Origin of the sequence: Paenibacillus sp. FSL H8-0104, from assembly GCF_038050215.1 — a bacterium.
Classification (GTDB): Bacteria; Bacillota; Bacilli; order Paenibacillales; family Paenibacillaceae; genus Paenibacillus; species Paenibacillus amylolyticus.
The window spans coordinates 4,519,574-4,543,648 of sequence record NZ_JBBOTC010000001.1; the positions used below are offsets into that span (position 1 = coordinate 4,519,574).

Annotated in this window: 23 protein-coding genes; 10 read left to right on the forward strand and 13 right to left on the reverse strand. The window is 46.4% G+C overall.

Annotated features, from left to right (window positions below):
- The first annotated feature begins 22 nt into the window (after window positions 1-22).
- Window positions 23-739, forward strand: a complete 717-nt coding sequence (locus NST38_RS20110) for a Crp/Fnr family transcriptional regulator (RefSeq protein ID WP_036614443.1) — start codon at window positions 23-25, stop codon at window positions 737-739.
- A gap of 89 nt (window positions 740-828) precedes the next feature.
- Here NST38_RS20110 and NST38_RS20115 read toward each other — a convergent pair whose 3' ends face one another.
- From NST38_RS20115 to NST38_RS20140, 6 genes are all read right to left on the reverse strand, one after another.
- Window positions 829-1,542, reverse strand: coding sequence for a hypothetical protein (locus NST38_RS20115; protein ID WP_017687552.1), 714 nt, complete (start codon window positions 1,540-1,542; stop codon window positions 829-831).
- Between the two features lie 197 nt (window positions 1,543-1,739).
- Window positions 1,740-2,471, reverse strand: coding sequence for a hypothetical protein (locus NST38_RS20120; protein ID WP_076250982.1), 732 nt, complete (start codon window positions 2,469-2,471; stop codon window positions 1,740-1,742).
- A 191-nt stretch (window positions 2,472-2,662) separates the two neighbouring features.
- Entirely contained in the window at window positions 2,663-2,959 is a 297-nt protein-coding gene (locus tag NST38_RS20125) for a winged helix-turn-helix transcriptional regulator (RefSeq protein WP_179087864.1), read from the reverse strand.
- A 331-nt stretch (window positions 2,960-3,290) separates the two neighbouring features.
- Window positions 3,291-4,019: a ThuA domain-containing protein gene (locus NST38_RS20130; RefSeq protein ID WP_017687549.1), complete on the reverse strand. Its 729-nt coding sequence runs from the start codon at window positions 4,017-4,019 to the stop codon at window positions 3,291-3,293.
- Window positions 4,020-4,043: 24 nt separating this feature from the next.
- Window positions 4,044-5,012: a sugar phosphate isomerase/epimerase family protein gene (locus NST38_RS20135; protein ID WP_036674961.1), complete on the reverse strand. Its 969-nt coding sequence runs from the start codon at window positions 5,010-5,012 to the stop codon at window positions 4,044-4,046.
- A 201-nt stretch (window positions 5,013-5,213) separates the two neighbouring features.
- Entirely contained in the window at window positions 5,214-6,326 is a 1,113-nt protein-coding gene (locus NST38_RS20140; protein ID WP_076250980.1) for a Gfo/Idh/MocA family protein, read from the reverse strand.
- Between the two features lie 190 nt (window positions 6,327-6,516).
- Between NST38_RS20140 and NST38_RS20145 the strand changes: the two genes are divergently transcribed.
- The gene (locus NST38_RS20145) at window positions 6,517-7,335 is read left to right on the forward strand and encodes an AraC family transcriptional regulator (RefSeq protein ID WP_036674960.1); all 819 of its coding nucleotides are present in this window, start codon (window positions 6,517-6,519) and stop codon (window positions 7,333-7,335) included.
- A gap of 25 nt (window positions 7,336-7,360) precedes the next feature.
- Here NST38_RS20145 and NST38_RS20150 read toward each other — a convergent pair whose 3' ends face one another.
- Complete coding sequence (locus NST38_RS20150) at window positions 7,361-7,675, reverse strand: hypothetical protein (protein WP_036674958.1); 315 nt, start codon at window positions 7,673-7,675, stop codon at window positions 7,361-7,363.
- A 32-nt stretch (window positions 7,676-7,707) separates the two neighbouring features.
- Window positions 7,708-8,646, reverse strand: a complete 939-nt coding sequence (locus tag NST38_RS20155; protein ID WP_076250978.1) for a Gfo/Idh/MocA family protein — start codon at window positions 8,644-8,646, stop codon at window positions 7,708-7,710.
- Window positions 8,647-8,746: 100 nt separating this feature from the next.
- On the opposite strand from NST38_RS20155, the gene NST38_RS20160 reads away from it, so the two are divergent.
- Window positions 8,747-9,457, forward strand: coding sequence for a TVP38/TMEM64 family protein (locus NST38_RS20160; protein WP_162158991.1), 711 nt, complete (start codon window positions 8,747-8,749; stop codon window positions 9,455-9,457).
- A 181-nt stretch (window positions 9,458-9,638) separates the two neighbouring features.
- Window positions 9,639-10,601 (forward strand): peptide-methionine (S)-S-oxide reductase MsrA, encoded by a 963-nt coding sequence (gene msrA, locus NST38_RS20165; RefSeq protein WP_076250976.1) that lies wholly within the window; start codon window positions 9,639-9,641, stop codon window positions 10,599-10,601.
- 103 nt (window positions 10,602-10,704) lie between these two features.
- Here msrA and NST38_RS20170 read toward each other — a convergent pair whose 3' ends face one another.
- The 3 genes from NST38_RS20170 to NST38_RS20180 form a co-directional block, all read right to left on the reverse strand.
- Window positions 10,705-11,940 (reverse strand): MFS transporter, encoded by a 1,236-nt coding sequence (locus NST38_RS20170; protein ID WP_076250974.1) that lies wholly within the window; start codon window positions 11,938-11,940, stop codon window positions 10,705-10,707.
- An 82-nt stretch (window positions 11,941-12,022) separates the two neighbouring features.
- Window positions 12,023-12,631, reverse strand: coding sequence for a TetR/AcrR family transcriptional regulator (locus NST38_RS20175; RefSeq protein WP_076250972.1), 609 nt, complete (start codon window positions 12,629-12,631; stop codon window positions 12,023-12,025).
- Between the two features lie 137 nt (window positions 12,632-12,768).
- Window positions 12,769-13,569 carry a lipid II flippase Amj family protein gene (locus tag NST38_RS20180; protein ID WP_036614460.1) on the reverse strand — a complete coding sequence of 267 codons (801 nt, stop codon included), beginning with the start codon at window positions 13,567-13,569 and terminating at the stop codon, window positions 12,769-12,771.
- A gap of 391 nt (window positions 13,570-13,960) precedes the next feature.
- Here NST38_RS20180 and NST38_RS20185 point away from each other — a divergent pair, with 391 nt between their 5' ends.
- On the forward strand, window positions 13,961-14,431 hold the full coding sequence (locus NST38_RS20185; protein ID WP_076250971.1) for a DUF2188 domain-containing protein: 471 nt from the start codon (window positions 13,961-13,963) through the stop codon (window positions 14,429-14,431).
- Between the two features lie 125 nt (window positions 14,432-14,556).
- Here NST38_RS20185 and NST38_RS20190 read toward each other — a convergent pair whose 3' ends face one another.
- The gene (locus NST38_RS20190) at window positions 14,557-15,291 is read right to left on the reverse strand and encodes a YitT family protein (protein ID WP_047843647.1); all 735 of its coding nucleotides are present in this window, start codon (window positions 15,289-15,291) and stop codon (window positions 14,557-14,559) included.
- A 949-nt stretch (window positions 15,292-16,240) separates the two neighbouring features.
- Between NST38_RS20190 and NST38_RS20195 the strand changes: the two genes are divergently transcribed.
- The 4 genes from NST38_RS20195 to cysK all read left to right on the forward strand — a co-directional run bounded on the left by NST38_RS20195 (window position 16,241) and on the right by cysK (window position 19,491).
- Entirely contained in the window at window positions 16,241-17,278 is a 1,038-nt protein-coding gene (locus NST38_RS20195) for a nucleotide-binding protein (protein WP_051447360.1), read from the forward strand.
- The gene (locus NST38_RS20200) at window positions 17,275-17,508 is read left to right on the forward strand and encodes a hypothetical protein (RefSeq protein ID WP_017687536.1); all 234 of its coding nucleotides are present in this window, start codon (window positions 17,275-17,277) and stop codon (window positions 17,506-17,508) included. The genes NST38_RS20195 and NST38_RS20200 overlap by 4 nt, the downstream gene beginning before the upstream one ends.
- Window positions 17,509-17,987: 479 nt before the next feature.
- Window positions 17,988-18,371, forward strand: coding sequence for a hypothetical protein (locus NST38_RS20205; RefSeq protein WP_036674948.1), 384 nt, complete (start codon window positions 17,988-17,990; stop codon window positions 18,369-18,371).
- Between the two features lie 163 nt (window positions 18,372-18,534).
- On the forward strand, window positions 18,535-19,491 hold the full coding sequence (gene cysK / locus NST38_RS20210; protein ID WP_076250969.1) for a cysteine synthase A: 957 nt from the start codon (window positions 18,535-18,537) through the stop codon (window positions 19,489-19,491).
- Between the two features lie 487 nt (window positions 19,492-19,978).
- Here the strand turns inward: cysK and NST38_RS20215 are convergent, their stop codons facing one another.
- Window positions 19,979-21,943, reverse strand: coding sequence for an ATP-dependent DNA helicase (locus NST38_RS20215; protein WP_338706507.1), 1,965 nt, complete (start codon window positions 21,941-21,943; stop codon window positions 19,979-19,981).
- Between the two features lie 206 nt (window positions 21,944-22,149).
- Here NST38_RS20215 and NST38_RS20220 point away from each other — a divergent pair, with 206 nt between their 5' ends.
- Window positions 22,150-23,742, forward strand: a complete 1,593-nt coding sequence (locus tag NST38_RS20220) for a catalase (RefSeq protein WP_076250965.1) — start codon at window positions 22,150-22,152, stop codon at window positions 23,740-23,742.
- Window positions 23,743-24,075: the final 333 nt, after the last annotated feature.

The following is a 24,075-nucleotide window of genomic DNA, read 5'->3' on the forward strand; positions in this document are numbered from 1 at the left end:
GACATAAAGGGGAGATAGACTTATGAGAGAACTAACAACTGTACTGGAAAAGCGCGGTAATACTAACTGTTTCTCGGAAGCAAATTTCAACCATCTGCTGGTTACCATGAAAGATAGAACCTATCCGGAAGGTACACATCTGTACTGGGAAGGCGACATCTCTGACAAACTTTATTATATGAAACGGGGCCGTGCCCAGATCACCAAATCCACGGATGAAGGCAAGGAACTGATCATGTACATGTATCAATCCGGTGATATGATTGGGCAGGCTGATCCCTTCTTTGGCTCTAAACACAGCTTCTCAGCGGAAGTATTGGAGGACAGTGAGATCGGTGTACTGGAACATAAAGACCTGGAAATGTTAATCTGCCAGCATTGTGACTTCGCGATCGATTTTATGAAATGGATGGGCATCCACCACCGGTTGACACAGACCAAATTCCGGGATCTCATGTTATATGGCAAACCGGGTGCACTTTGCTCCACCCTCATTCGGTTGTCGAATTCGTATGGTGAGCCTCATGGAGAGCATGTCATTATTCACAAAAAAATTACCCATACGGACCTGTCCAATATGATTGGAGCCACTCGTGAAAGTGTAAACCGCATGTTAAGCGATCTGCGTAAGAAAGATGGGATTGAATATGACAATGGCATGATTGTCATCAAAGATCTGAAGATGCTGCAAGGAATCTGTCACTGTGAGCTTTGCCCGAACGAGATCTGTCGTATTTAACATTTGACTATGATAATCGGATATTGCTTATATATATTTAATGAAAAAAAGCCCAGTTCTCTAAAAAGAGATTGGGCTTCTTGGTATACTTAGGATGCATTGGTCAATTCAAGCTTTACCGCATCACGTGGATTCAATTTCATGTCCAGACCATTTTCCATTAATTCTTTGTCATTCACCATAATGACCCACCGCTCATTCATACGAGGCGTGACATTCTCGACCGAAACGACAAATTTGTTATTCTCCGACATTCTTACAATGCCGCTCGACTTCAACACATCACGAACTGTGCACTCCTGAACGTAGACGCCGGCATATTGACGATTAAGGGTTGGCATAATGTTTCCACCGCTAACCTTGAGTAACGTTGTCTGATATGCAACGCCATCCCCCCCACTGTCAGCGGCTTTCACGTAAATGATCACTTCATCTTTGGCATGAAGTTCCATGTCCCAATCTTCCTGTTCAATATCCTTGCCATTCAATTTGACAGCCCAGCTAAGCGAAGAATCCAGAGAAACTTCACCGACGGATTGAATCCGCTTGCCATCTGCCGTAAAATCAACCAGTCCGCTATTGAGTAATGCTTTTTTGAGTGTCAAACCCTCACTAAAATCTCGCTTAATGGACTTTGTTGCATCAGGCAAAAACGTACTGCCATCTACAGCCACTGTGATTGTATTCGCTGTTTCTGTCTCCTTGACAATTGGCTGCTCAGAAGGCTGTGTCTCACTACAACCAGCCAAGATCGCCAGTAGGAGCAAACATACACCTATGTAACCGGGGATTTTCTTCATCATGTAGGTAACACCACCCTGCGTAAAATCATTCACCCTGTTGTCCATAACCTCTATTATGGCACAACTTTCGGCAAAAAAAAGTGTCAAAGCCGTTACTTTTATAGGGTACCGCCTCCAAATAAGGCTTGTACAAGAAAGAGAGCCTGCACACAGGCTCTCCAATCTATATCATTTTTATGTTCTCATTGGTTACGTTATCATTGGACACTAGCCTGCATGTATGTCCGTCCTCCATCGCCATCTTTCAGATATGGATTAAGCCCGAAGAACTGCTCCTCAGATACATATACACCTGTCAGCAATCGCCCTTCAAGCAATCCACCATCCACCTGTACGCAAAATGTAGGTGCATCTACATACTCCTGATACAACGGAATCTGCCCATATTGTTGATGTACCTTGAATACCTTGCCTTGCTCATGCAAAGGCCGTTCCGAGAAATAGGTAGGCACAATATAACGGGCAATGACATCCAGTTCCTGCACGCTATAAAAGGGTTCATCACCAAGCCATGGTGCAAACATTCGAATCTTCTCATATTGAGACCAGACAACCGCCTGAATCAGCATTTCTGCCTGAACCAATCGACCTTCTCCCACATCCAGAACCAATTGCTTTCCATGGATTGTTTCTTCCATCTGAGACATCGTTGAATCAGGTTGTCCCAGCTCACATCCGATACACTTCCAGCCCCTGGACGTTTGAATCCATTTTTGCAGCACCGCCGGAGCTAATTTCGGACCATCGCTGTTCACAGAATGCGTATTCACTTCGGCAAAATCATCTTTAACCGAACGCGAATATGCTGTGCGCTTAAACAACTCCGCAGCTTTTTTGTAGATTAGATGTACCTGAATGGATGCGCTCTCAAGTTCCGCAATATCTTTTTTGCCGTAGCGTACTTCACGGGATAAGCTTTCTTCTCTCATGACAAGTGGGCCTCCTTCGCTCCGGCCGTCTGTGGCCATTTTCTATAGATTATACTACAACTCATGACAACATGTGCATAGCCTAAGAGAAAAACGCCGATCCACCTAATAATGAAGACAAAAACCCCTGATTTCCACGGAAATCAGGAGTCTATGTCACTCATGTAACGAAAGTGGGTGATGCTTATACGTTACTCAACCCACTGCTCAGCCCAGTCTTGAATTTGATTCATGACAGGCTGGAGCGCTCTACCTTTATCCGTCAGTTCATATTCAATACGAACTGGCGTCTCGGGATAGACGTGACGAACCAGAATACCTTCACTCTCCAGATCTTTCATCCGTTCGGATAACATCTTATCACTCATGGATGGAATCAGATTGGAAATATCCTTGAATCGCTTCGAACCACTCATCAACGTTTGAATAATTAAACCATTCCAGCGCTTGCCCAAAAAAGAAAACGCCGTCTCAAAACGCGGACACATCCGCAAGTCTTGACCTTCCACATTAATCACCTCTTTAGAGATCACTCAAATCAACTTACATTTTGTTAGTATATTTCATAATAACATATTTAAGCTTCAAAGAAAACGCCTGCAACTAAAAAGTTTAAATTTTAGAAGCATATCATCCAAAATGGATCATACATCCCAGTATACATTACACGCTACGTCGTCACCATGGGAAATATCGTATAACTTCCCCATAGTACTATCTTACCCAAAAAGAACCCAACTGCCACAGTCATCAATGACTCGGAGAAGGGTTCTTTTTGAATAAAACTTATAATTTCCATTACACGATTGAGTTAGTGAATTAGACCAGCACGCCACCAAATGGTCTTACAGGTTCGCTCTTGCCAAATTCCGGCTTAAAGCTGCGGGCAGGATATGCCCATTTCACAGCGTTGCTGATCACTCTTAATATTTCCGGTTTGTAATAGGTCGGATACGTCTCATGACCTGGTCGGAAATAAAAGATTTTACCTTCACCACGCCGGAACGTACATCCGCTCCGGAATACTTCCCCACCCTGGAAGTTGCTCACAAACACCAGTTCATCCGGTACTGGAATATCGAAGAATTCACCGTACATCTCTTCTTTTTCCAATACAATCTTGCCTTCGATGCCATCCGCAATCGGATGAGATGGGTTAACACACCATACAATTTCCTGCTCGTCAGCTACACGCCACTTCAGATCGCAGCTTGTTCCCATCAGCGCTTTGAATGGTTTGGAGAAATGACCTGAATGGAGCACAATCATCCCCATGCCGTTCAGCACTCGCTGCGCAACCTTCTGTGAGATCTCATCGCTTACGCGATCATGTGCCATATGTCCCCACCATATGAGCACATCTGTGGAATTCAGCACTTCATCACTTAATCCGTGTTCAGGCTGATCCAGTGTAGCTGTACGAATAGCAAAGCCTTCGCCGCCAAGTCCGTCAGCCAGTGCTCGATGCAGACCATCCGGGTAGACTTCCCTTACTTCATCGTGAATTTTCTCATGGACAAATTCATTCCAAATGGTGACGTTGATCATATTCAATTTCCCCCTAGTGTAGCTCTAAACCCACCACATGTCGCCCAGCGGTTCTTCGATCAATACTTGCTGGAGATTTTGCACGGCTTTAGAGAATCCTTCTTCAACCGACATCAGACCGTCTTCGTGCTCAATACTTACTACATAATCATATCCGACCAGACGCAAGGCACTCATAATATCTGCCCAAGTCTTGTTATCATGTCCATAACCGACCGAGCGGAACTGCCAAGCCCGATCCAGCATATTGGTATAGTCCTGCATATCCGTTACACCGTGTTTGTTCACGTTTACCGGATCAATTGTTGTATCTTTTGCATGGAAGTGATGGATAGCTCCTTCACGTCCCAAGATGTGAATTGCCTGAACCGGATCAATACCTTGCCACCACATGTGACTTGGGTCCAGATTGGCTCCGATCACTTCACCTGCTGCTTCACGCAGTCTCAGCAAGGTTGCTGGTGTATGAACGGAGAATCCACCGTGCAGCTCCAATCCAACTTTTACGTTACGATCTGCTGCAAATTTACCCCACTCTGTCCAGTAAGGGATCACTTTGTTCTCCCATTGCCACTTCAGGATCTCCTGGAAGTCATTTGGCCATGGTGCAACAGGCCAGTTCGGATATTTGGCATCCTCATGGTCTCCCGGACAACCGGAGAATGTATTCACTACAGGTACTTCCAGCTTCTCAGCCAGTTCTACCGTTTTAACAAAATCATCGTGAAATCCTTTGGCAATATCCTTTTGCGGATGTAGCGGGTTACCGTGACAGCTGAGTGCACTGATCGTCAAACCACGTGATTCCACTGCATTTTTGAAGTTTTTCAATGCTGTAGGATTGCTTAACAACTCATCTGGCTTACAATGTGCATTGCCTGGATGTCCGCCTGTTCCGATCTCTACTGCTTTTAATCCCTTGGATGCTACATAATCAAGAGCATCCTCCAATTTACGTCCTCCGAATAGTACCAAAAATACGCCGAGTTTCAAGTGCGATTCCTCCCTGGATTAGATATCGTATGATTGCTGAATTCATGAATATTGAACTGTATACAATTACCGTTCAGATCACATGCCTGTTTGATTAGTGTGGAAAATCGAGAGTGTTTCTATCCTGAAATTGAACGTAAGAATACTGGTTATTCTGCTTCACTCGTAAGAGCATCAAGCTTCGAACACTTATTACTCAGACTAGTGGGATTCCACGGTTTCAATCTCAGTTTGAACTGTGCGAGTTACTGCAAAAGAATCATAGCTGCTCTCCAGATGTATGTGCTTGCCTTCAAGTGAAGAACGCTGGAATGAATGCATGGCTTCCAGAACGTGATAAGCTAGCTTGCTACTGGCTTTGTGTTCCCGTCCGGCACGAATGGATTCAACCATTTCGGTTACGCCGATGCCTCTTTCGTTTTGTCCACTTTCGAAGACTGGTTTGACCGTCTCCCAAGTGTCTTGACCGTATCTGCGAACCTTCACTTCCCCGTTAAAATAATTGGGGTCCGGTACACTAAGCGTACCTTCTGTACCATAGATTTCAATACGTGGCAGATCCGAAGCTCCGCGAATATCAAAACTGGTGATCAGGGTTGCAATGGCACCTTCTGCAAAATCAATGGTTCCTGCCAAGTGAGTAGGCGTCTCTACTTGAAGCGCTGTACCTTCCTTTGGCCCAGAGCCAATCTTGCGATCTGCAATCTGTATGCCTGCCGAGGCGCTGATTCTGCGTATCGGTCCAAGCAGCGTAATCAGAGCGGTCAGGTAGTAAGGTCCCATATCAAACATCGGTCCGCCACCTGCGACATAAAAGAACTCCGGATTAGGATGCCAAGCCTCTGGTCCTCCACCCATGAAGAATGAAGTCGCTGCAACCGGCTTACCAATCAGCCCATCCTCAATGGCTTTACGAGCTGTCTGTATGCCTGAACCAAGGAAGGTATCCGGTGCAGAACCAACATACAATCCCTTTTCCTCAGCCAACTCAACAACCTTGCGACCATCCTCAAGAGAAATTGCCAGCGGCTTCTCGGCATACACATGTTTGCCTGCTTCGAGTGCAGCCAGATCGGTCATGGCGTGACTGCCAGGAACCGTAAGGTTCAACACAAGTTCAATTTCGTTATTTTGCAGCAACTCATCTACATTGTAAACGTTTGCGATATTAAATTCATCTGCCCGTTCCTGAGCGCGTTCACGAATCAAATCCGCAACAGCCACGACTTCAATGACCGGGTTGTTTTTGAGATTTTCCAAGTAGATGGCGCTGATGTTACCACACCCGATGATGCCTGCTTTCATTTTCTCCACTGTGACGTTCATCTCCTTACGCATGGTGAAAATCTGCGTTTGAATGGTTGAGATACATATGTTTTGTTGGATGTTTCCTGTTCCTTAAATCTAATACTATGGTATTCCGTTTCAGCTTCAATTAAAATGAATAATATGATTGAAACATGAACTATCTGGTCATAATTTTCAAATTGCAAGGAGTATGCCCATGCCGACAGATCAAACCTGCCAAGTTCTTACAGCAGGCTTTTCATTTCATCGTAAACCCTACGCTATGGTGCAGCCTGAAGGGGTGAAGAACTACCTGTTAAGACTGCAAACAGACGGACGTTGCCGTGCACGCATAGACGGGGACATGTCCCTGGTGGATGCGGGCGATCTGCTTCTTTTTGATCCTGACGAACCCTATGAGCTGAGAATAGACAATGAAACCAATCCGATGGGAGAACGACTAGTGGAGAGTGGTGACTATCACATCTTCTTTAATGGTTCCTGGGTGGATGAGTGGTGGAAACGTCACAAACGGCCGACCCGAATCAAAGTCGAACTGACGGAAAGTCTCTTGGTCCTGTTTCGACAGCTCGTACTGGAGCAGCGCCGCATCTCCAATCCTTATCCGGAAATTTCAAGTTATTATATGCGAATTTTATGTCTCGAAGTGGATCGTCTGCTCGCGGAGCATCCAACGATAACCAACACCAATTATGTGGCTTATGAGATCAAAAACTACATTGAAGAAAACGCTTCCTCTTTATTCAAGCTCGATGATGTGGCAACACATATTGGCATCAGTGTTTCACGGGGCGTTCATCTCTTCAAAGAAGCGTTTGGCAAAAGCATCATGCAATACACGCTTGACGTACGGCTGAATATGGCCAGGGAACGAATTATTTTCAGTCCAATGACCCTGGAGCAAGTGTCTGAGTCTTCCGGCTTTAACAACTATACCTATTTTCATCGGGTATTCCGTTCCCGGTTCGGCATGTCCCCGAAGGAATTCCGCGTCATTCACCGGGAACAGATGTAATCATACCAGTATACGTAAGTTGAACTTATTTGCGCGCGGCTATGGCCTCGGATACAACCATCGCCAGATCTTCATTGCCAAACATGGACAACACGCCAAGTACCGTATCATCCGGGATCTCACCGGCTTCCTCCTTGGATACAATCAGCTTCTGCACCTGCTGCAAACGCTCGTTGCTCTGCTGATCCGGGTAGGCTTGCCGGTACATCTCTTCCGGGTCCAAACCATTATTGACACACCACTGGGCAAATACGAGGATCATCATCTCTTCTTCCTGTTTATAGGTTTCTACAACAGCTTCCTCGATCTGTTTATTACGTTCCTTTTCATATTCATCCATGACTTGTATTCCTCCGTATGTGTATTCTGCAATTATTTGCGAATCAATTGTTCCGCCAGTTCATGACTGTCCATGACGTGACTTGCACTGATCAGGCAATCATCAGGTGAGTCCAGACAAGCCAGGAAATTATCAACTGCTCCGCTAAAACCTCTGCGTGTTAACACGGTTTCCCAGCTCCCGAACGTTTCTTTGGTTTCCAGACTCCCCTGTTCCATGCAGCTGATCGTGTCCATGTTCACCACTTCAACAGATCGTCCACCACCATGCAATTCGATCTTCTCCAGATCTGCCCCAGCTTCACACAACATATCGAATCGACCGTAGGCTGTTCTGCCCAGCTTGGCCGTTCCGGTTGCGTGCAGCAGTCTGTCCAGATCATTCTTCCGAATCCATTGATGAAGCAACTCCACATTATGATCCGAGTACCACAACATCAGATCCAGCATATGGATGAGATCATCATAGATGGTTTCTGCCGCAGGACGATCCTGAATGCCTGTACGATGTTTGGTCACTGTCAAGGATTCAAAACCTTTTCCACCCTGCATCCATTCTTTCGCTTTTTGGTACATCGGTGCGAATCTGCGGTTGAAGCCCACTGCCAGTAACAGCCCTTGTGCCTCGGCAAAAGCAGTCATCTCTTCCGACTCCCGAATCGTATAGGACAACGGCTTGTCTACGTACACGGCTAATCCCTGTTCCAGACATTGCATGACAATGTCAAAGTGCGCTTCCGTTGCTGTATGTACAAACACCGCATCCAAGTCCCAGGACAACAGTTCTTTCAGATCCGTTGTTCCCCGTTCTAATCGATACGCCTCCTGAACGGCTTTGACCGGCTCCGGAGATCGGTTCATAATGCCTACAATCTCCACGTTCGGATGAGCTGTTAACAGCGGCAAATATACTTTACGTGCAATATCGCCGAGGCCGATAATTGCAACTCGTTTACGTTGGGTTGTTTCCATGATGATCATTCCACCTTCAGTTCGGTTCTATATTTCCACGTCCTATAGTGTAACCCTTCGGACAGCAACTTGCCAATGATTGCAGCACACTTCGTACGAATTGTTCAGACAATGGGCGAACGTGGTAAACTTAGGAGGAACAGCAGTACAGATCGGGACACGACCAGACCTGCCTGATCTGAAAGGAGCGTTTGGGATTTTGCGAAAATGGTTATGGCTTCTGTTATATGTTTTACTTGCAGGAGTCACGTTTATTTACAGATATGAACTGCTGGCCTGGACCGATCTCCATCAGTCCATTCCGCTGTTACTCGCCATGGCAACATTGTTCGCTCTTGTGCCTGTAATTCCTTATAAGTTTGTTATTATCGCCTTTGGTTACAGTTACGGTACCACCACAGCAGCCTGGATATGCTGGCTTGGCACCACACTTGCTGCCATGCTCGTTTATGGCGGAGCAAGAACCATCTTCAGACATCAGGCGAGATCGTACCTCGAACGTATTCGGGGTCTGAACCGTTTTACCACATGGATGGAAGCACATCCGTTCATGGGTGTCATGTCGATGCGACTGTTGCCGATCGTGCCCCAGATGGCCGTTAATATCTACGCAGGTATAACGTACACGCCATTCTGGGTCTTCATGCTTGCCACGGCCATTGGGAAAATGCCAGCGATTTTTGTATTTGCCTATGCAGGTGCACAGGCTGAAACCTCAATCTGGCTGAGCCTGGCCATCCTTGCCGGATATCTGGTGTTCATGGCCATTGTATTACTCTTATTTCGCTTCCGGTCACGCAACAAAGCCTGAATTCAGAATTAGCAAACCGTTCAGATTCAGCTTGTTTTCATTCCGGCTTGGTTGGCTTGCCAATTCAGGATATAATAGAAGAGCAAGCCTAATGCTTGTGTAACAAGTTTCAATAAAACAGTAGATTGCTGGAGCTCGAACACGAGCGCTAAATCTTCATCAGAAATGGAGTGACTATAGCATGGAACAACATTCAAGTGAGTTAGCAACTTTTGCAGGCGGATGCTTCTGGTGTATGGTATCCCCCTTTGAAGAACTGCCCGGTATTCATAAGATCGTATCGGGTTATACAGGAGGAGATACCGAGAATCCAACATATGAAGAGGTCTGCTCGGAGACAACAGGACATGTAGAGGCTGTGCAAATTACGTTTGACCCTGCCATCTTCCCTTATAAGAAACTGGTTGAACTGTTCTGGCAGCAGATTGATCCTACGGATACAGGCGGGCAATTCCATGACCGTGGATCTTCCTATCAGACGGCCATCTTCTATCACAGCGAAGAACAGCGCCAGATTGCGGAAGCTTCCAAAGCGGAGCTGGGACAAAGCGGACGTTTTGATAAACCAATCTTCACTCCGATTTTGCCAGCCAAACCGTTCTATGAAGCGGAAGAACATCACCAAAATTATCACCGGAAGAACCCTGCCCATTACAAACGCTACAGCAAAGGTTCTGGACGTGTAGATTTCATCGAACGCAACTGGACCGGTAACGTGGATAAAGACGGGCTGAAAGAGCGTTTGACGCCGATTCAATATGAAGTTACGCAGAACAGCGCGACCGAGCCTGCATTCCATAACGAATTCTGGGATCACCACGGTGATGGTATCTATGTGGACATCGTATCTGGCGAGCCATTGTTCAGTTCTACCGACAAATACGACTCCGGCTGCGGCTGGCCGAGCTTCACACGTCCATTGCGTGACCACAACGTGAAGGAAAAAACCGATCTCAGCCACTTCATGATTCGTACCGAAGTGAGAAGTCGTGAGGGCGATTCCCATCTGGGTCACCTGTTCAACGATGGTCCTGCCGAAGCAGGTGGAATGCGTTATTGCATCAACTCTGCGGCACTTCGTTTTGTACCCAAAGAAGACTTGCAAAAAGAAGGATACGGTGAGTACGCCGTCCTTTTCCAATAAGTTATAATGCAAATACAAAAAGAGCAGTGGGATGATCCCGCTGCTTTTTTGTTGTACATTCTTTTTTTCATAGACGAACTATTGTTGCATGAGAATGCATTGATTAGGTTTGGCTCGAAGAGATTTCCGAATTTAATTGGCTGGCAGAAGCCGTCTGATCATTACGAAATTGAATTCGCATCGCTGGAACAATACCCATGATCATCACGGTAACCGAAATTGCGTAGACGATAAAAATGGATGTGCTGTTCATCAGTACACCTGCCATGGAAGATCCAAGAAGCATACTTCCTATGAATAAAGGGGTGATGGTGCCATTCACTCTCCCGATCAAATGCTCATCTATCCGAGTGACCAAGTACGTGGAGATGATGACGTTGATGAATGCCATACTGATTGAGCTTAAGAAGCTGATCAAAAGGGTCAGCCAGAACCAACTGGATAACACTTCCCCCATCGTGGCTACAGCCAGACACAGCACACCTACAAGCAGAATTAAGGTCTGGTTCAGCTTAGCACTTACAGCAGCCGCAATACCTCCTCCAATCAATAAACCTATTCCAGACGCACCAGATAAAAACTGTAACGACGTTGCTTCAAGTCCCAGACGTTCAGTGATCAGAAATATTCCAAGTGGACTGATGAGACCTGCAGAAAGCCCTATACAGATGAATACCAGACTAAGCATTTTTAACGAGCGAGATCGAGCAACATATTGCCAGCCCTCTCTGATATCCGCTAATAATGAGGTACTTGTTACCCGCTGAGTGGCGTCTTTAGGCAGAAATGTGAGTAGAAGCGCAGAGATCAGGAATAGAATGAGTAATGCGTACATGGATGCCTGAATTCCCATTGCAGTGTATATAAACGTTCCGACGATTGGTCCGAGAATTAAAAACAACGATTGACCACTCTGGGTAATAGCAATTGCAGACTGCAAATGTTCTCCTTTTACATTTCGCCTCACAATCTTTAGAGAGGATGGTTGAGAAAACTGGCTAACGATAGAGGATACAAATGTGGCTACGTATAGAATCTGCCAATACCCGGAAGATAAAACGCCAATTATCATGACAATAGACAACGCACTCAGAATATCCCCCAGTATCATCGTACGTTTGGGATTCCAGCGATCAGCAAGTGCACCGCCTATGATGGAGAAAACAAAAATCGGGGCATATTCAAGTACGGTAATCAGCGAGACAGCTATTGGACTTCCTTGAGTTCGATCCATTACATAATAGAGGATTGCCATATTCCGGATCCATATCGCCAGATTTTGTAGCAGATCAGACCCTGTCACGATTAAAAAAGCTTTGTTTCTGAACAATGTGTTCATTCTCCATCTCCTCTTTTAAACCGACTGTCCGGTTTATTAATATTTAAAAAGAAAAACTGACAGTTACATCAGCTTTTCATAATTAATGTTGTTGAATACCTGCCAGCAGACTGGCCATGCCTTTGTGGTAAATACGACGAATATCCGTCAGGTCCTTCTCATAATAGAGTGTAGTCAATCCGCTAAACAGACCGTAGATGATGTGCATTACATCCTGTGGGTCATCCGGTTTTAACTCTCCATCTTCCATCCCTTTAGTAATAATGGACTCGTATGTCGCATACGGAATTCGGATCAGGGAAAGCATCTCATCAAGCATCTCCTGACTGACGACCTGACCCGAGACAAACTCGTTAATGGCGTGATTCAGCGGGTTAGCCAAATCATCCACGTAATGATCAGCAAGTCCGTACAATTTGTCTATGGCAGTCTTATACCCGGTTTCTTTGTCCAGCCAAGCATCCATCCAATCTTCATTGTTAAGCTTGATTAGATACATGAATAACTCTTCTTTGCTTTTGAAATGATAATAGATGCTGCCTTTACTCCGATTGTTAATCGTACATATGTCTTCCATGGAAGTTGCACTATATCCCTTTTGGGCAAACAGTTCCTTGGTATTACGTGCAATGTCTTTCTTTATCTGGGTAACATCTTTTCTTCGTTTAACTTCGATTGGAAAAACCTCCATAAATTAAACCGACTATTCGGTCTAATAGTATCACAGCACAAATACCCCGTCAATTCAATTTGCTCAGGCACCCTCTCATTTGCTGTTTCAAAAGGATGTACAAGAGAGTGCCTGGCTACAATTCAGGAAAGAAGTCGTCACATCATACTTACGATCCAACCGATCCAATACGCAAATGGAATTAATAACAACTGTGCCAACAGAGTACCGAATAAACGGGATACGAGCATGCATCCATAGATCTGATTCATGCGATCCAAACGGATCTCGCCACGTAATGATTTGTCACTGAGCAGGGAAATCCGCGGATCAATCAGGATGGTTAACAAAATAGTCGCTATTCCGTTAATTAACCCGGTTGATTGGGATGCAGCTACAGCCTGCCCTGGGTAAAGGTACGCTGCGTATAAGCTGGACAGGACACCTGTGGTATAGATTGCGGTTACCGCTACATTAAGCAGCATTAACCGTCTTGGCATCCCATGTTGTACTAATCGTTTGGCCATCTTCCAGGATGGCGGGGTGATGTAATACGTTGCATTTCTAATCTTGCTTCGCTTCAGCATACCGCGAACCATCGCAGGGATGGAACCGGCTGCTTCAAAATGTACAACCATTCTTGATGAGAGCTTCACCATGGTTGGAAAACACAATATGGCTAATGCCGTTCCAATTGTTGCCGCACCCATTAACCAGTGCAGCTGCGCCGCAAAGTGTGGATTGGTTCCACGTGTTGCAGTATCCACTAGATTACCTACCATCGGACCCTGGGCCATATTCGAGGTTCGAGAAACCAACAACAAGATACCTGCCAATGAAATGGCCAACGCGATTCTGCGGGTGCGTAATCCACCGAGGCGGAGCGCGTATGACAAGCTGTCTGCGGCATGAATCAGCATGGTGAACAGCATAGGGATTGCCAGACTAAGACTAAACATATGTACGTACTCCTTTATATTCCTGTTATTGAACTTATTTCTTTCATGGACAGCATTATACTCCTCTGACTTGCAAAAGTATAGGAACGAGATCCCTTTATATAAGTTGAACTAAAGAATGTTTACACTGGACACTCCGATGACAGAACAACCTTCCGATCGCTGTTATCCCCAGATTTTTTTGATTCCTTTTATAAAGGGGTAAATCCGGGGATAAAGGCGAACACTTCGTTTCTTCAGTTTTTTTCTGTCCTCTCCGTTTCGTGTAAATGTTTATTTCAATTTATATAGATCATCGGTAAATGCACTTACGACCTCGGCTGTTCATCGTTTATCCCTCACCTCAGAGGGTAATATACAACTAATCCATTATTGTACAGGAGGGGTTTATATGCCTTGGAACAAACATGATTATCCGGTATCCATGAAGAACCTGGAACCACGTGTCAGACATAAAGCAATTGAGATTGCCAATGCTCTGCTCGATGACGGGTATGAGGAAGGACGCTCGATTGCCATAGCGACAGCTAAGGCGGAAGAATGGGATGAAAATCATCCCGCACCGGAAAGTTCGAAATCGGACTTCACATCTTCTTCCGATAATTCCAACCCTAAAAAGTCGTCTTCCACGGATCGTCGTCATTCCGAGCCCGTCTCTTCGTCCAAAAGTCATGACAACATCCATGTCGTGCCTACTGACTCCGGCTGGGCGATCAAAGAAGAAGGAAAGTCTACCTATCTGTCCACATTTGATACTAAGGCAGAAGCTGTAAATAAGGCCAAAGAACTGAGTAGCAAACAAAATATTCGAGCGATTATCCATAATCAGGATGGTCAGATTGCTTCTTCGATCAAGTCCTGAATGAATCGGAAAACAACAAAATCCCTTTTGCTGCTGAAGAGCAGTCAAAAGGGATTTTGTATGAACTTTAACTATCAAGACCTGAATATGATGCATACAGGTTATGGTTGTTCTGAAACGTATGGTTAATTGGATACCCCTCTAGCCACCGTAGTCCGTTGTGAAATAGCAGCAGCGTTAACTGCCTTGGCTGCAGCCGATGGTATCGGCAATTTCACAGCCGAAGTTGTAACCACGGTTCCGCGAGCCGGAACACTAACGACGTACGTGATGACTTTGCTGGCAATCCATACGGCCAGAATCGTATATAAAGTTTCTTTTACCGGAAGAAAGAAAAGCGACAATCCCAATACAAAAGCATCGCTGACAAAGAAAACTGTTCCCAGCTTCCATCCCTTCCAGCGGCTAACCAGCACGGCGAGAATATCGTCTCCACCTGTCGCTCCACCGAATCGAAGCACGATCCCAGCGCCTACCCCTGTCAAAATACCGGATAGAACTGCCGGAATCCACAGATTTCCGTTAAACGACAATACCAGTGTGGAGTATCGTTCAAAGCCGTCATAGAATAGGGAAAATGCACCGACGCCAAGCAATGCCTGAATCATGAATTTCCAGCCTTTAAGGAACCAAGCCAGGATCATGACCGGAATGTCCAGTAACAACATACCGATAGCAGGTGATAAGCCTGTTGCGTATTTTCCGAGCAGGGCCAGACCAACAAATCCGCCCTCCGATAAATGATTCTGAAAGTTAATGTGATAATAAGCAAAAGCTAAAATAAATGTACCGAGTAGCATAATGGCGAATTTGATCGCCTCTGTTTTAACGTGTTGTAAGGTTAACGATGTTCTCTTCATTCAGGTTCCCTCGCAGTTTGTAGGTTGGTTTTTTAGACCGACCGTACCCTGCAAAAGGTAAGCCTGGAAGAAATCATCGTGTACGTCCTTCGAATATTCATTCCAATCCCCTCTTTCGCAGAGTCAGCCGTTTTTTTGAACCGGTTGGTGTACTCTACAAGGGGCGCTATGTGTATGAGAGATCGTAACGTTTCCAGATCGTCCTTGGGGAGATTGTCCTTCGGGAACTCATGGTATCCTGATCCTTTCTGTTCTGTTGTGGTTAGCTGTGCTCAGTTAAACTGAAAAATAACTACAATGCATAAGCTTGAACATTTAATTGTACACTTACACTTGGATTACAGTACCCTCTTTTGATCGCGGTTATCCCCGGATTTTTGGAATTCCATTTTCCCTCTGGGGAAAATCCGGTGATCGCTTATGCTTCCGAAGCTGCTTTCATTCAAAAAGCTTTAAGGCGAACACTTCGCTTCTACAGATGGGTTCTGCACTCTTCGTTCCTGTGTAAATTGTAAATCCAACTTACAGCAGTTGCAAGTTCATTCAGTTTAAACACCAAAGCTAACTTGCTTGTTCTTCTATTATATAACACCAACGTGACCGGGTCTAAACAGTAGACCCCTCAAAAACAGGCATAAAGTAGCCTTTGGACTGCTCCAGCAGTCATACGGCAACACCAGGATAAGCAATGCTTGCTAATGGTGCAACCTGCTCCTTTATTCTATGACCAAAGCTTCCAAAAATAACTGTCAGTCACCCAACTGTGACAAATTGGGGCCTTTTTTTATTTTCTTGCGCTTTTTAAAGGAATCATTTTCCTTTCACACATACACTATAGCAAACGTAATCGGCTTATTCTTTGTCCAGTTCAGACGTTTCCAGACTTACTCTGCTGTTTATGGTATAATATAACAATTGAATCCCACTACCGTTTAAGCGAGGCGGATTGATGAAAACGTTAAAGCCAAGAGTCTTTATTGGCTGCTCGCTGGAAGCGAAGCCGATTGCAGCCGCAGTACACGAAAACTTACGTTTTTCAGCCGAAGTTACCCCTTGGTATTCCGGGGTTTTTAATCCAAGTAGCTATACCATGGACGATCTGGAAGTAGAGGTCCGTACGACTGACTTTGCCATTTTTATTTTTCATCCGGATGATATATCCAAAATTCGCGGGAAGTACTACGCGTCAGTCCGGGATAATACAATGCTGGAAATGGGTCTGTTTATGGGTCGTCTGGGACGAAAACGTATTTTTTTCATTCTTCCTGAGGATATTACAGACATCAAGGACACAACCAAGGTTGAAGGATTGCGTATGCCCACAGATCTGCTGGGGTTAAATCCACTCGTATATGAAATCCGTTCTGACGGAAAGTGGGCACCAGCCGTGTCCGTGGCATGTTCCAAAATCGCAGACAGTATTGAGGAACAAGGACGCTGGAGTGATCCAGAATTGGAGAACATCATTGAGAAGCATAAACGCACTGAGGGAGAAGCAAGGTTACAACTGCTTAAGTTGCTGCGGTTCTTTAGGGAATTGCTGCGTACCCGCAAAGCAGATGCCAAGATGCTGGAGCGAATGAGCGATGCCTTACGTACTGCCTTTGTCTCTCATCCTCCATTCGCTGTACGTGGCACAGCCATATACCGTACAGATGACAGTGGTTACATTGAGCAATTATGTGGTAATGTTGGAGAACCGGGGAGAAAGTATGACTTGTCCGCTAACGACGACAAACAACCGGATGATCCCAAGCGCATTCTGGTGATTGATTCTTACCGGGAGAATAAAATCAAGATTAACCTGTATGATGATTACCTTGAGAAAGAGTATCTGCTATGCTATCCTGTAGCCAAGAGGTATGTTATCACCGTTCACATTATTGGACATATTGAAGCGGATGAGGCGGTATTTCAGCAGATTGACCTACAGAATCGTCAACTGTTCAACGCCATCAACGATTTGTTAGGAGGCGAACCGGAATGAAACCGGAAACGAAAAAAATAAGCAAGCGCTGGGGCAGCGAAAAAAAGGTACGCCTCAGTTCTGCGCCCGAATCATCACGACCGGTTCCGGAACCCAAGGAAGAAGATCGTTTCCACAAGCCGGCCGTACCGCTAACTACCATTGGGCCCTCCCTGAAGGGCAAGGAAAGACCTTATAAGGTCATTCTTGAAAAAGAGGCGTTCTACGAAAAGCCTCAATATCTTGCTTAATTTCTGAACACATCATCAGACCTGCCGCTGAATCGGCAGTATTCCATAGGCCCCGCCGCCCAAGGCAGGGGCTTTTTTGTTGCTCATTTTCGCTAAAATAAAGCTACTTCTACTCGTTGACCTGGTGCCATTGTGTTAAGGCAAGACATCCTTAAATCATGATCATAATCGTAATAGCAATTCATTGCAGTAATTCATTGCTTGTAATTACTTCTGTAGCAGACTGCATTGCATAAGGCTTATTTGGTTTATGGCCTTAGGTTTCCTGCAAAACCCATAAATTATACCTTATTTTGGAGCAGGCTTGTCCCTAAATCCCTAGCTTCATTCATTATCTGTACCTTTAGGAAAATGCGGTAATGTGTGCTTCCAATATTTCTCGGTTGTATTGTGTATCTCCATTACATATATTGATTATAATATAGGAACACATGTTCTGTAAATATAAAATTCCAATTAAAGGTTAAGGAAGTGAACATATGACATCCTCAACTTCCGCCCCATCCCCTGCGGATGAAGACCATCGTCTGATCAAAGGTCTGGTTGTGCGCACGCTATTACTGGATGTACTTGAACGAGATATTCACACACTGGATACGTTGCTGCTGAAGATGCCCGAAGTCTACATTCTGTCGCTGACCCGCATTCAAAACAATGTGCTCAAGGAGATGTTGGCCCTTCGTAAACAGATGAGAACCCGCGGTGTCAAAGTACTGGAAGAGAAACGGGAAGCCGAGGGTATCGAAACTCTGTATATGTGCAGAGGGTATTGGCAACGGTTCTATATGCTGTGGACATTCGCACGTAATGAAGTCAAAAAAGAACTCAGTCGGCATCTGCAGATGGACTTGGCGCAGACTTGATACAACTCTGACAATATAGAACCCATTCCCCAGCAAAACAAGTTGACCATCGCTAGCTGTGTTCATTAAGATGGAGAAGAGATATCCAACCATTCCAATAAGGCATGAATTGATTTCAACCGGATATACGCTCAACGTCTTATCAATCAAGGAGTTGTACTTCATGGATTTGAATACACATTCGATTAAACAAACACCCGCACATACAGGCATTGCCGCAGATGTGACAGAACTGATCGGCCAGACACCTGCCGTTAAACTGAACCGACTCACAGGCAGCGACTCCGCTGACGTATACGTGAAACTGGAATACTTTAACCCGAGTGGCAGCGTCAAAGACCGTGCCGCCTATAACCTGATCATTCAGGCTGAACTTGCGGGACACTTGCTCCCTGGTGCTACCATTATCGAACCAACGAGCGGCAATACCGGGATTGGTCTTGCGATGAATGCCGCCGCCAAAGGATATAAAGCCATTCTGATCATGCCGGACAATATGTCCAAGGAACGCATCAACATTCTGAAAGCCTACGGCGCAGATGTGGTGCTCACCCCTGCTGCAGAGCGGATGCCTGGTGCGATTCGCAAAGCGAAAGAACTTCAAGCAGACATTCCGGGAAGTTTCATTCCGCAGCAGTTCGAGAATCAGGCGAACCCGGACATTCACCGGATCACGACGGCTCCCGAGATTATGCAGCAGATGGATGGCAGGCTGGACGCCTTCATCGCTACGGCGGGCACTGGCGGAACGATTACGGGAACCGGGGAAGAACTGCGCAAGCAGTTACCCGGTATTCGCATCTATGCGGTGGAGCCCAAAGGTTCTCCGGTGTTGTCCGGTGGCGAGCCCGGACCACACAAGCTCGTCGGTACAAGTCCGGGGTTCATTCCGGACATCCTGAATACCGACGTGTGGGATGCCATCATCCAGGTGTCCGATGAGGACGCACTGGATACGATGCGGCAGCTTGCTGCCCGGGAAGGGCTGTTGCTCGGCCCTTCCTCTGGGGCATCGGTGTGGGCCTCCCTTCGCATCGCGAAGGAACTGGGGGCGGGTCACCGGGTGCTCTGCATTGCGCCGGATACCGGGGAACGGTATCTGAGCATGGGTATTTTTTAACACAGCATAAATCTGTACACATCAAAAAGGGGCTTCCATCTCCCATAAGTCATGAGCATGACAGAGGCCCTCCCTTATTAGCGCTCATTGGTCATTGGTTCTAATGAACCTGACACACGCTATTCGCTCCTATTTGCGCAGGTCTGACGTGTAACGAATCACAGCGACGTTATTTCTCCAAATCGGTCGATTTACAGGCTTAAGAGCTATTTTCGGCGGGATAACGTTACTGAGATTCGTTAGAATTTACATCTCTTCATTATCACCCTAATAAGGTGCGGTAGGTTCGTTAGAATGTTGGAGCGATTGGTAGCGAGGAGCGAGGGAAAATCCCTCGAAAAAAGGGAAGAGAAGTACATTGAAGGAACCATCAAAACAAAAAAAGCCCTTGCTCACTTACGGATGGTGAATCCGCAGAGAACAAGAACTTATTTTGGCAAGAAACTTTATCATCGAAAATAAAGCAAGAACATTTAACGTAAGCTAGTTAGTGTGTCAGGGTTGTCCATTCCACACCTTCGGGAAGCAGGGCCGCAATGCGGTCTTTGGCTTCCTTTTTGGTATACAGCGATTCATCGAGAATGACCGCAGAACCGGAATCGGTGCTTGTCCGAATCAGACGTCCAAGACCTTGCTTCACACGCAGGAGCATATACGGAAGATCGATCTCTTCGTATGGTGCTGCCGACGCACTGCGTTTTGCATTGAAGACAGGGTCCTGTGGTGGATACGGAAGCGACCAGATCATGACATTGGATAATGACGGACCTGGAACGTCCAGTCCTTCCCACAGATTAACGGAGCATAGCACACTCTCCTCATCCTGCTGGAACGCCGCAATCAGATCACTGATCTCCCGGTCGCCCTCATACATAAAGCGCAAACCTTCTGCTTCAGGTACATGAACGATGTCCTGCTTGAACGCACGTAGCTCTTCCATCGTACGGAACAGAACCAGCGCACGTCCTCCACTCTCCTGAAGTAACGACACCGCATCACGCATGCGATTTTCATTCTCCGGGTGACCCGGTATAGCTTCATCGGTAATTTTCATCTTCATTTTGTCCGCATAATCATACGGAGAAGCCACCGAGAATGATACAAAATCATCAATGCCCAGGCTGTCCGCCACATAACGGAATGAACTGTCCACAGATAACGTGGCGGAGGAGAACACGATTGGAATACCTGTGTTGAACACACGCTCGTTCAGCATTTCCTTCACGGTGCGCGGCATGATCGATAAGGTCGTCTCATCCTCGCTCTCTTCCGCCCAACAGATGTAACCATCTTCCTTGCGGAACAAGGCAAGCGCAGACTGAATCATATCGAGATGTTCTTCCACAACACGCATCTGGTAACCATCCAGCGAGAACAATCCGCTCTCAAATACCAATTCCTCACCGATCGCATCCAGCACACTCGTCAGACGTTCAATCTCACGCAGAAGCGGTGCTTCTACCCGAACTTCTTTCCGTTCCGAACCAGGGATCGCCACCGTATACGTATCCAGCAATGCAAACAGTCGCTCACTGCTCTCAATCGCTTCATCTACACACTCCGCGAGGGATTCACGAATCTCTCCTTCTAACAGGCGAGTGACGAGTTCCTCAAAGATGCGGTGTTTCAGCTTGTAGCTCAGTGCGTTCAGGGCTGCTTCTTCCAGCAAATGTCCTTCATCAAATACAACTGAGCTGTGGTCAGGCAGCAAGGGCAATTGTCCCTCGCGTTTGCGCGCATCATAGGTCCACACATGCTCCATGTAATAATCATGGGAACAGATGATGATGTCTTTGGAACGTCGGTAATGGTCACGCGACAGCGTCAGGCCGCAGCGTTGTCTTTTAGGACAAACAAAACAATCCTGGAACGGGTCCCAGTTGATTTTGTTCCACTGACGATCATTCAGATGTGGATACTGTTTGCGGTCACCATACGGATGGAAGGCCTGAAGTGTACCCGGCGTGTTCACAAAATCCGGCAGACTCTCATGCACTTCTTCAATAACAGGCGCATCTTCATCCGCAAATCGCATCGCACTTAGTTTGTTCAGACAGACGTATTGATCCGGTGACTTGCCCAGACGTGCGTCCACTTCCAAGTCCAGATGTGCAGCCAGCTTCGCAATATCTCCACCGGGCTTCACAAGCTGTTCAATCAAGGACTCATCGGCACAGGCGATCACTGCCGGTTTGCCCGTATAACGTGCATAACAGACCGCGTAGAGCAGATAGACTAACGTCTTGCCTGTTCCGACACCGGCCTCCGCCATAATGGTCTTTTTATCTCCATAGGCCCGTTCGAGTTGGTACGCCATAAAAATCTGTTCATCCCGTACCTCGAAGCCGAACTCTGGCAAAATATCGTAAAAAACATCGGCAACCCATTCCCCGAGACGGGATACAAAAGGTTCAGCCGGATCATATGCAAAAGGATAACGTTGTGTAGACAATCCTAGGTCAGCCTCCATTCTTAGACGCGGTCCTCTTTCATTTTTCCGTTCAAAAAAGGCCGCAGGGCAAAAGTTAATTATCTCACGCGATGAAGCGGGTGACAAGCTTTTTTTACGAGATTATTTGCGAGGTTTAATGTATAGAACCAATTTTCAGGGAAAATATATACAGGAATCCACTTTAAGGAAAGGCGGTGCTCCACTCCATGAATCATCAGTCTTCACAACCAGAGCATTCCTCAGACAAATCAGCTGAGACATTAACGGATCGACAAGGGCATCCCATTACGGACAATCAGAATGTACGAACCGTTGGTAGCCGGGGACCGACTACGCTGGAGAACTATCATTTTCTCGAAAAAATTACTCACTTCGACCGCGAACGTATTCCGGAACGTGTGGTCCATGCCCGCGGCGCTGGCGCTCATGGCATATTTGAAGCGTATGGATCAGCCGGGAGTGAACCAGTATCGAAGTACACACGTGCACGTCTATTTCAGGAAAGAGGCAAACAAACGCCCGTTTTCGTTCGCTTCTCTACCGTTATACATGGCGGACATTCACCGGAGACACTGCGGGACCCGCGCGGATTTGCTGTAAAATTCTATACCGAAGATGGCAACTGGGATCTGGTGGGTAACAATCTGAAAATTTTTTTCATTCGTGACCCGCTTAAATTCCCGGATATGGTACACGCCTTCAAGCCAGACCCGTTGACCAATGCACAGGATATGGAGCGGTTTTTCGATTTTGTATCGCTAAGTCCTGAAGCTACCCATATGGTGACATTCCTCTTCTCTCCATGGGGCATTCCAGCGAATTATCGGCAGATGCAAGGGTCGGGTGTTAATACATACAAATGGGTCAATCAGGAAGGCACGGGCGTACTCATCAAATACCACTGGGAACCGCTCAATCAAGGGATACGCAACCTGCTGCAAAAAGACGCGAGCGAGATTCAGGGACAGAATTTCAATCATGCGACATTGGATCTGTATCACGCCATCGAAAAAGGGGAATATCCCGAATGGGAGCTGTGCGTTCAAGTGATGGAAGACGGCGAGCATCCGGAGTTGGATTTCGACCCGCTGGACCCGACCAAGTTGTGGCCGCAGGAGCAGTTTCCTTTTCTACCTGTGGGCAAAATGACACTGAATCGTAATCCCGAGGATTATTTCAATGAAGTGGAGCAAGCAGCGTTTGGCACAGGTGTATTGGTAGACGGGCTGGATTTCTCAGATGACAAACTGCTGCAAGGACGGACCTTCTCCTATTCGGATACCCAGCGTCACCGGGTGGGTGCAAACTACCTGCAATTGCCTGTGAATGCACCGAAAAATCGGGTAGCCACGAATCAAAGCGGCGGGCAGATGCAGTATCAGGTCGATCGGGCACCGGGTCAGAATCCACATGTGAACTATGAACCTTCCTCGCTCGGTGGACTAAAGGAAGCGGCGCCACGTGGTAAGGAGCATGAACCATTGGTGGAGGGCAGGCTAGTGCGTGAGAAGATCGAACGTACGAATGATTTTGGTCAAGCCGGTGATACGTACCGGGCATTCGAGGATTGGGAGCGAGATGAGTTGATCAGCAACATGGTCGGGGCTTTGGCGCAATGCAAACCGGATATCCGGGAGCGTATGATTTCTTACTTCACCCAAGCCGATGCCGATTACGGTCGTCGTGTAGCTGAAGGGCTGGCCTCTGTGCCAACCGATGATAGTGCGACGGTCCAACCGAAACATGAACCAAGCGTGGAGCAAGCGAAGAAACAGAGTCGTGAGACGGACGGATATTAAGGTGGATGGACAGCGTTTGGATAGCTGAGTCTGACACTGTTAGTACATTTGGATATTTTGAGTAAGCAGATTACGTTCTGGATTAAGCATAGCCCTGATCGTCAAGTTGCCGGTTGCAACTGCCATCAGGGCTTTTTCATGACTAGCTTGAGTGTAATCTCCACTTCAGGATGCATGCAGCTATGTATTTTAAATTAAAAGAAGTTCATATGAGTGGATCGAAGGTAAGACTTGTGCTCGTGGGATGGAAAAGCGTACTTCTCTACGTTCATTTCAGATGATTCTTCGTTAAATGAGAGCTATCACCCAATGGAAAGATTACATAATTCACGT

Bases quoted from the DNA above. Each gene is read 5' to 3' on its own strand.
- NST38_RS20220 (WP_076250965.1), top strand. From the start codon at position 22,150: ATGAATCATCAGTCTTCACAACCAGAGCATTCCTCAGACAAATCAGCT.
- NST38_RS20185 (WP_076250971.1), top strand. From the start codon at position 13,961: ATGCCTTGGAACAAACATGATTATCCGGTATCCATGAAGAACCTGGAA.
- NST38_RS20120 (WP_076250982.1), bottom strand. From the start codon at position 2,471: ATGAGAGAAGAAAGCTTATCCCGTGAAGTACGCTACGGCAAAAAAGAT.
- cysK (WP_076250969.1), top strand. From the start codon at position 18,535: ATGGATTTGAATACACATTCGATTAAACAAACACCCGCACATACAGGC.
- NST38_RS20125 (WP_179087864.1), bottom strand. From the start codon at position 2,959: ATGTGTCCGCGTTTTGAGACGGCGTTTTCTTTTTTGGGCAAGCGCTGG.
- NST38_RS20130 (WP_017687549.1), bottom strand. From the start codon at position 4,019: ATGATCAACGTCACCATTTGGAATGAATTTGTCCATGAGAAAATTCAC.
- NST38_RS20150 (WP_036674958.1), bottom strand. From the start codon at position 7,675: ATGGATGAATATGAAAAGGAACGTAATAAACAGATCGAGGAAGCTGTT.
- NST38_RS20155 (WP_076250978.1), bottom strand. From the start codon at position 8,646: ATGGAAACAACCCAACGTAAACGAGTTGCAATTATCGGCCTCGGCGAT.
- NST38_RS20170 (WP_076250974.1), bottom strand. From the start codon at position 11,940: ATGAACACATTGTTCAGAAACAAAGCTTTTTTAATCGTGACAGGGTCT.
- NST38_RS20175 (WP_076250972.1), bottom strand. From the start codon at position 12,631: ATGGAGGTTTTTCCAATCGAAGTTAAACGAAGAAAAGATGTTACCCAG.
- msrA (WP_076250976.1), top strand. From the start codon at position 9,639: ATGGAACAACATTCAAGTGAGTTAGCAACTTTTGCAGGCGGATGCTTC.
- NST38_RS20145 (WP_036674960.1), top strand. From the start codon at position 6,517: ATGCCGACAGATCAAACCTGCCAAGTTCTTACAGCAGGCTTTTCATTT.
- NST38_RS20195 (WP_051447360.1), top strand. From the start codon at position 16,241: ATGAAAACGTTAAAGCCAAGAGTCTTTATTGGCTGCTCGCTGGAAGCG.
- NST38_RS20110 (WP_036614443.1), top strand. From the start codon at position 23: ATGAGAGAACTAACAACTGTACTGGAAAAGCGCGGTAATACTAACTGT.
- NST38_RS20205 (WP_036674948.1), top strand. From the start codon at position 17,988: ATGACATCCTCAACTTCCGCCCCATCCCCTGCGGATGAAGACCATCGT.
- NST38_RS20115 (WP_017687552.1), bottom strand. From the start codon at position 1,542: ATGATGAAGAAAATCCCCGGTTACATAGGTGTATGTTTGCTCCTACTG.
- NST38_RS20200 (WP_017687536.1), top strand. From the start codon at position 17,275: ATGAAACCGGAAACGAAAAAAATAAGCAAGCGCTGGGGCAGCGAAAAA.
- NST38_RS20190 (WP_047843647.1), bottom strand. From the start codon at position 15,291: ATGAAGAGAACATCGTTAACCTTACAACACGTTAAAACAGAGGCGATC.
- NST38_RS20180 (WP_036614460.1), bottom strand. From the start codon at position 13,569: ATGTTTAGTCTTAGTCTGGCAATCCCTATGCTGTTCACCATGCTGATT.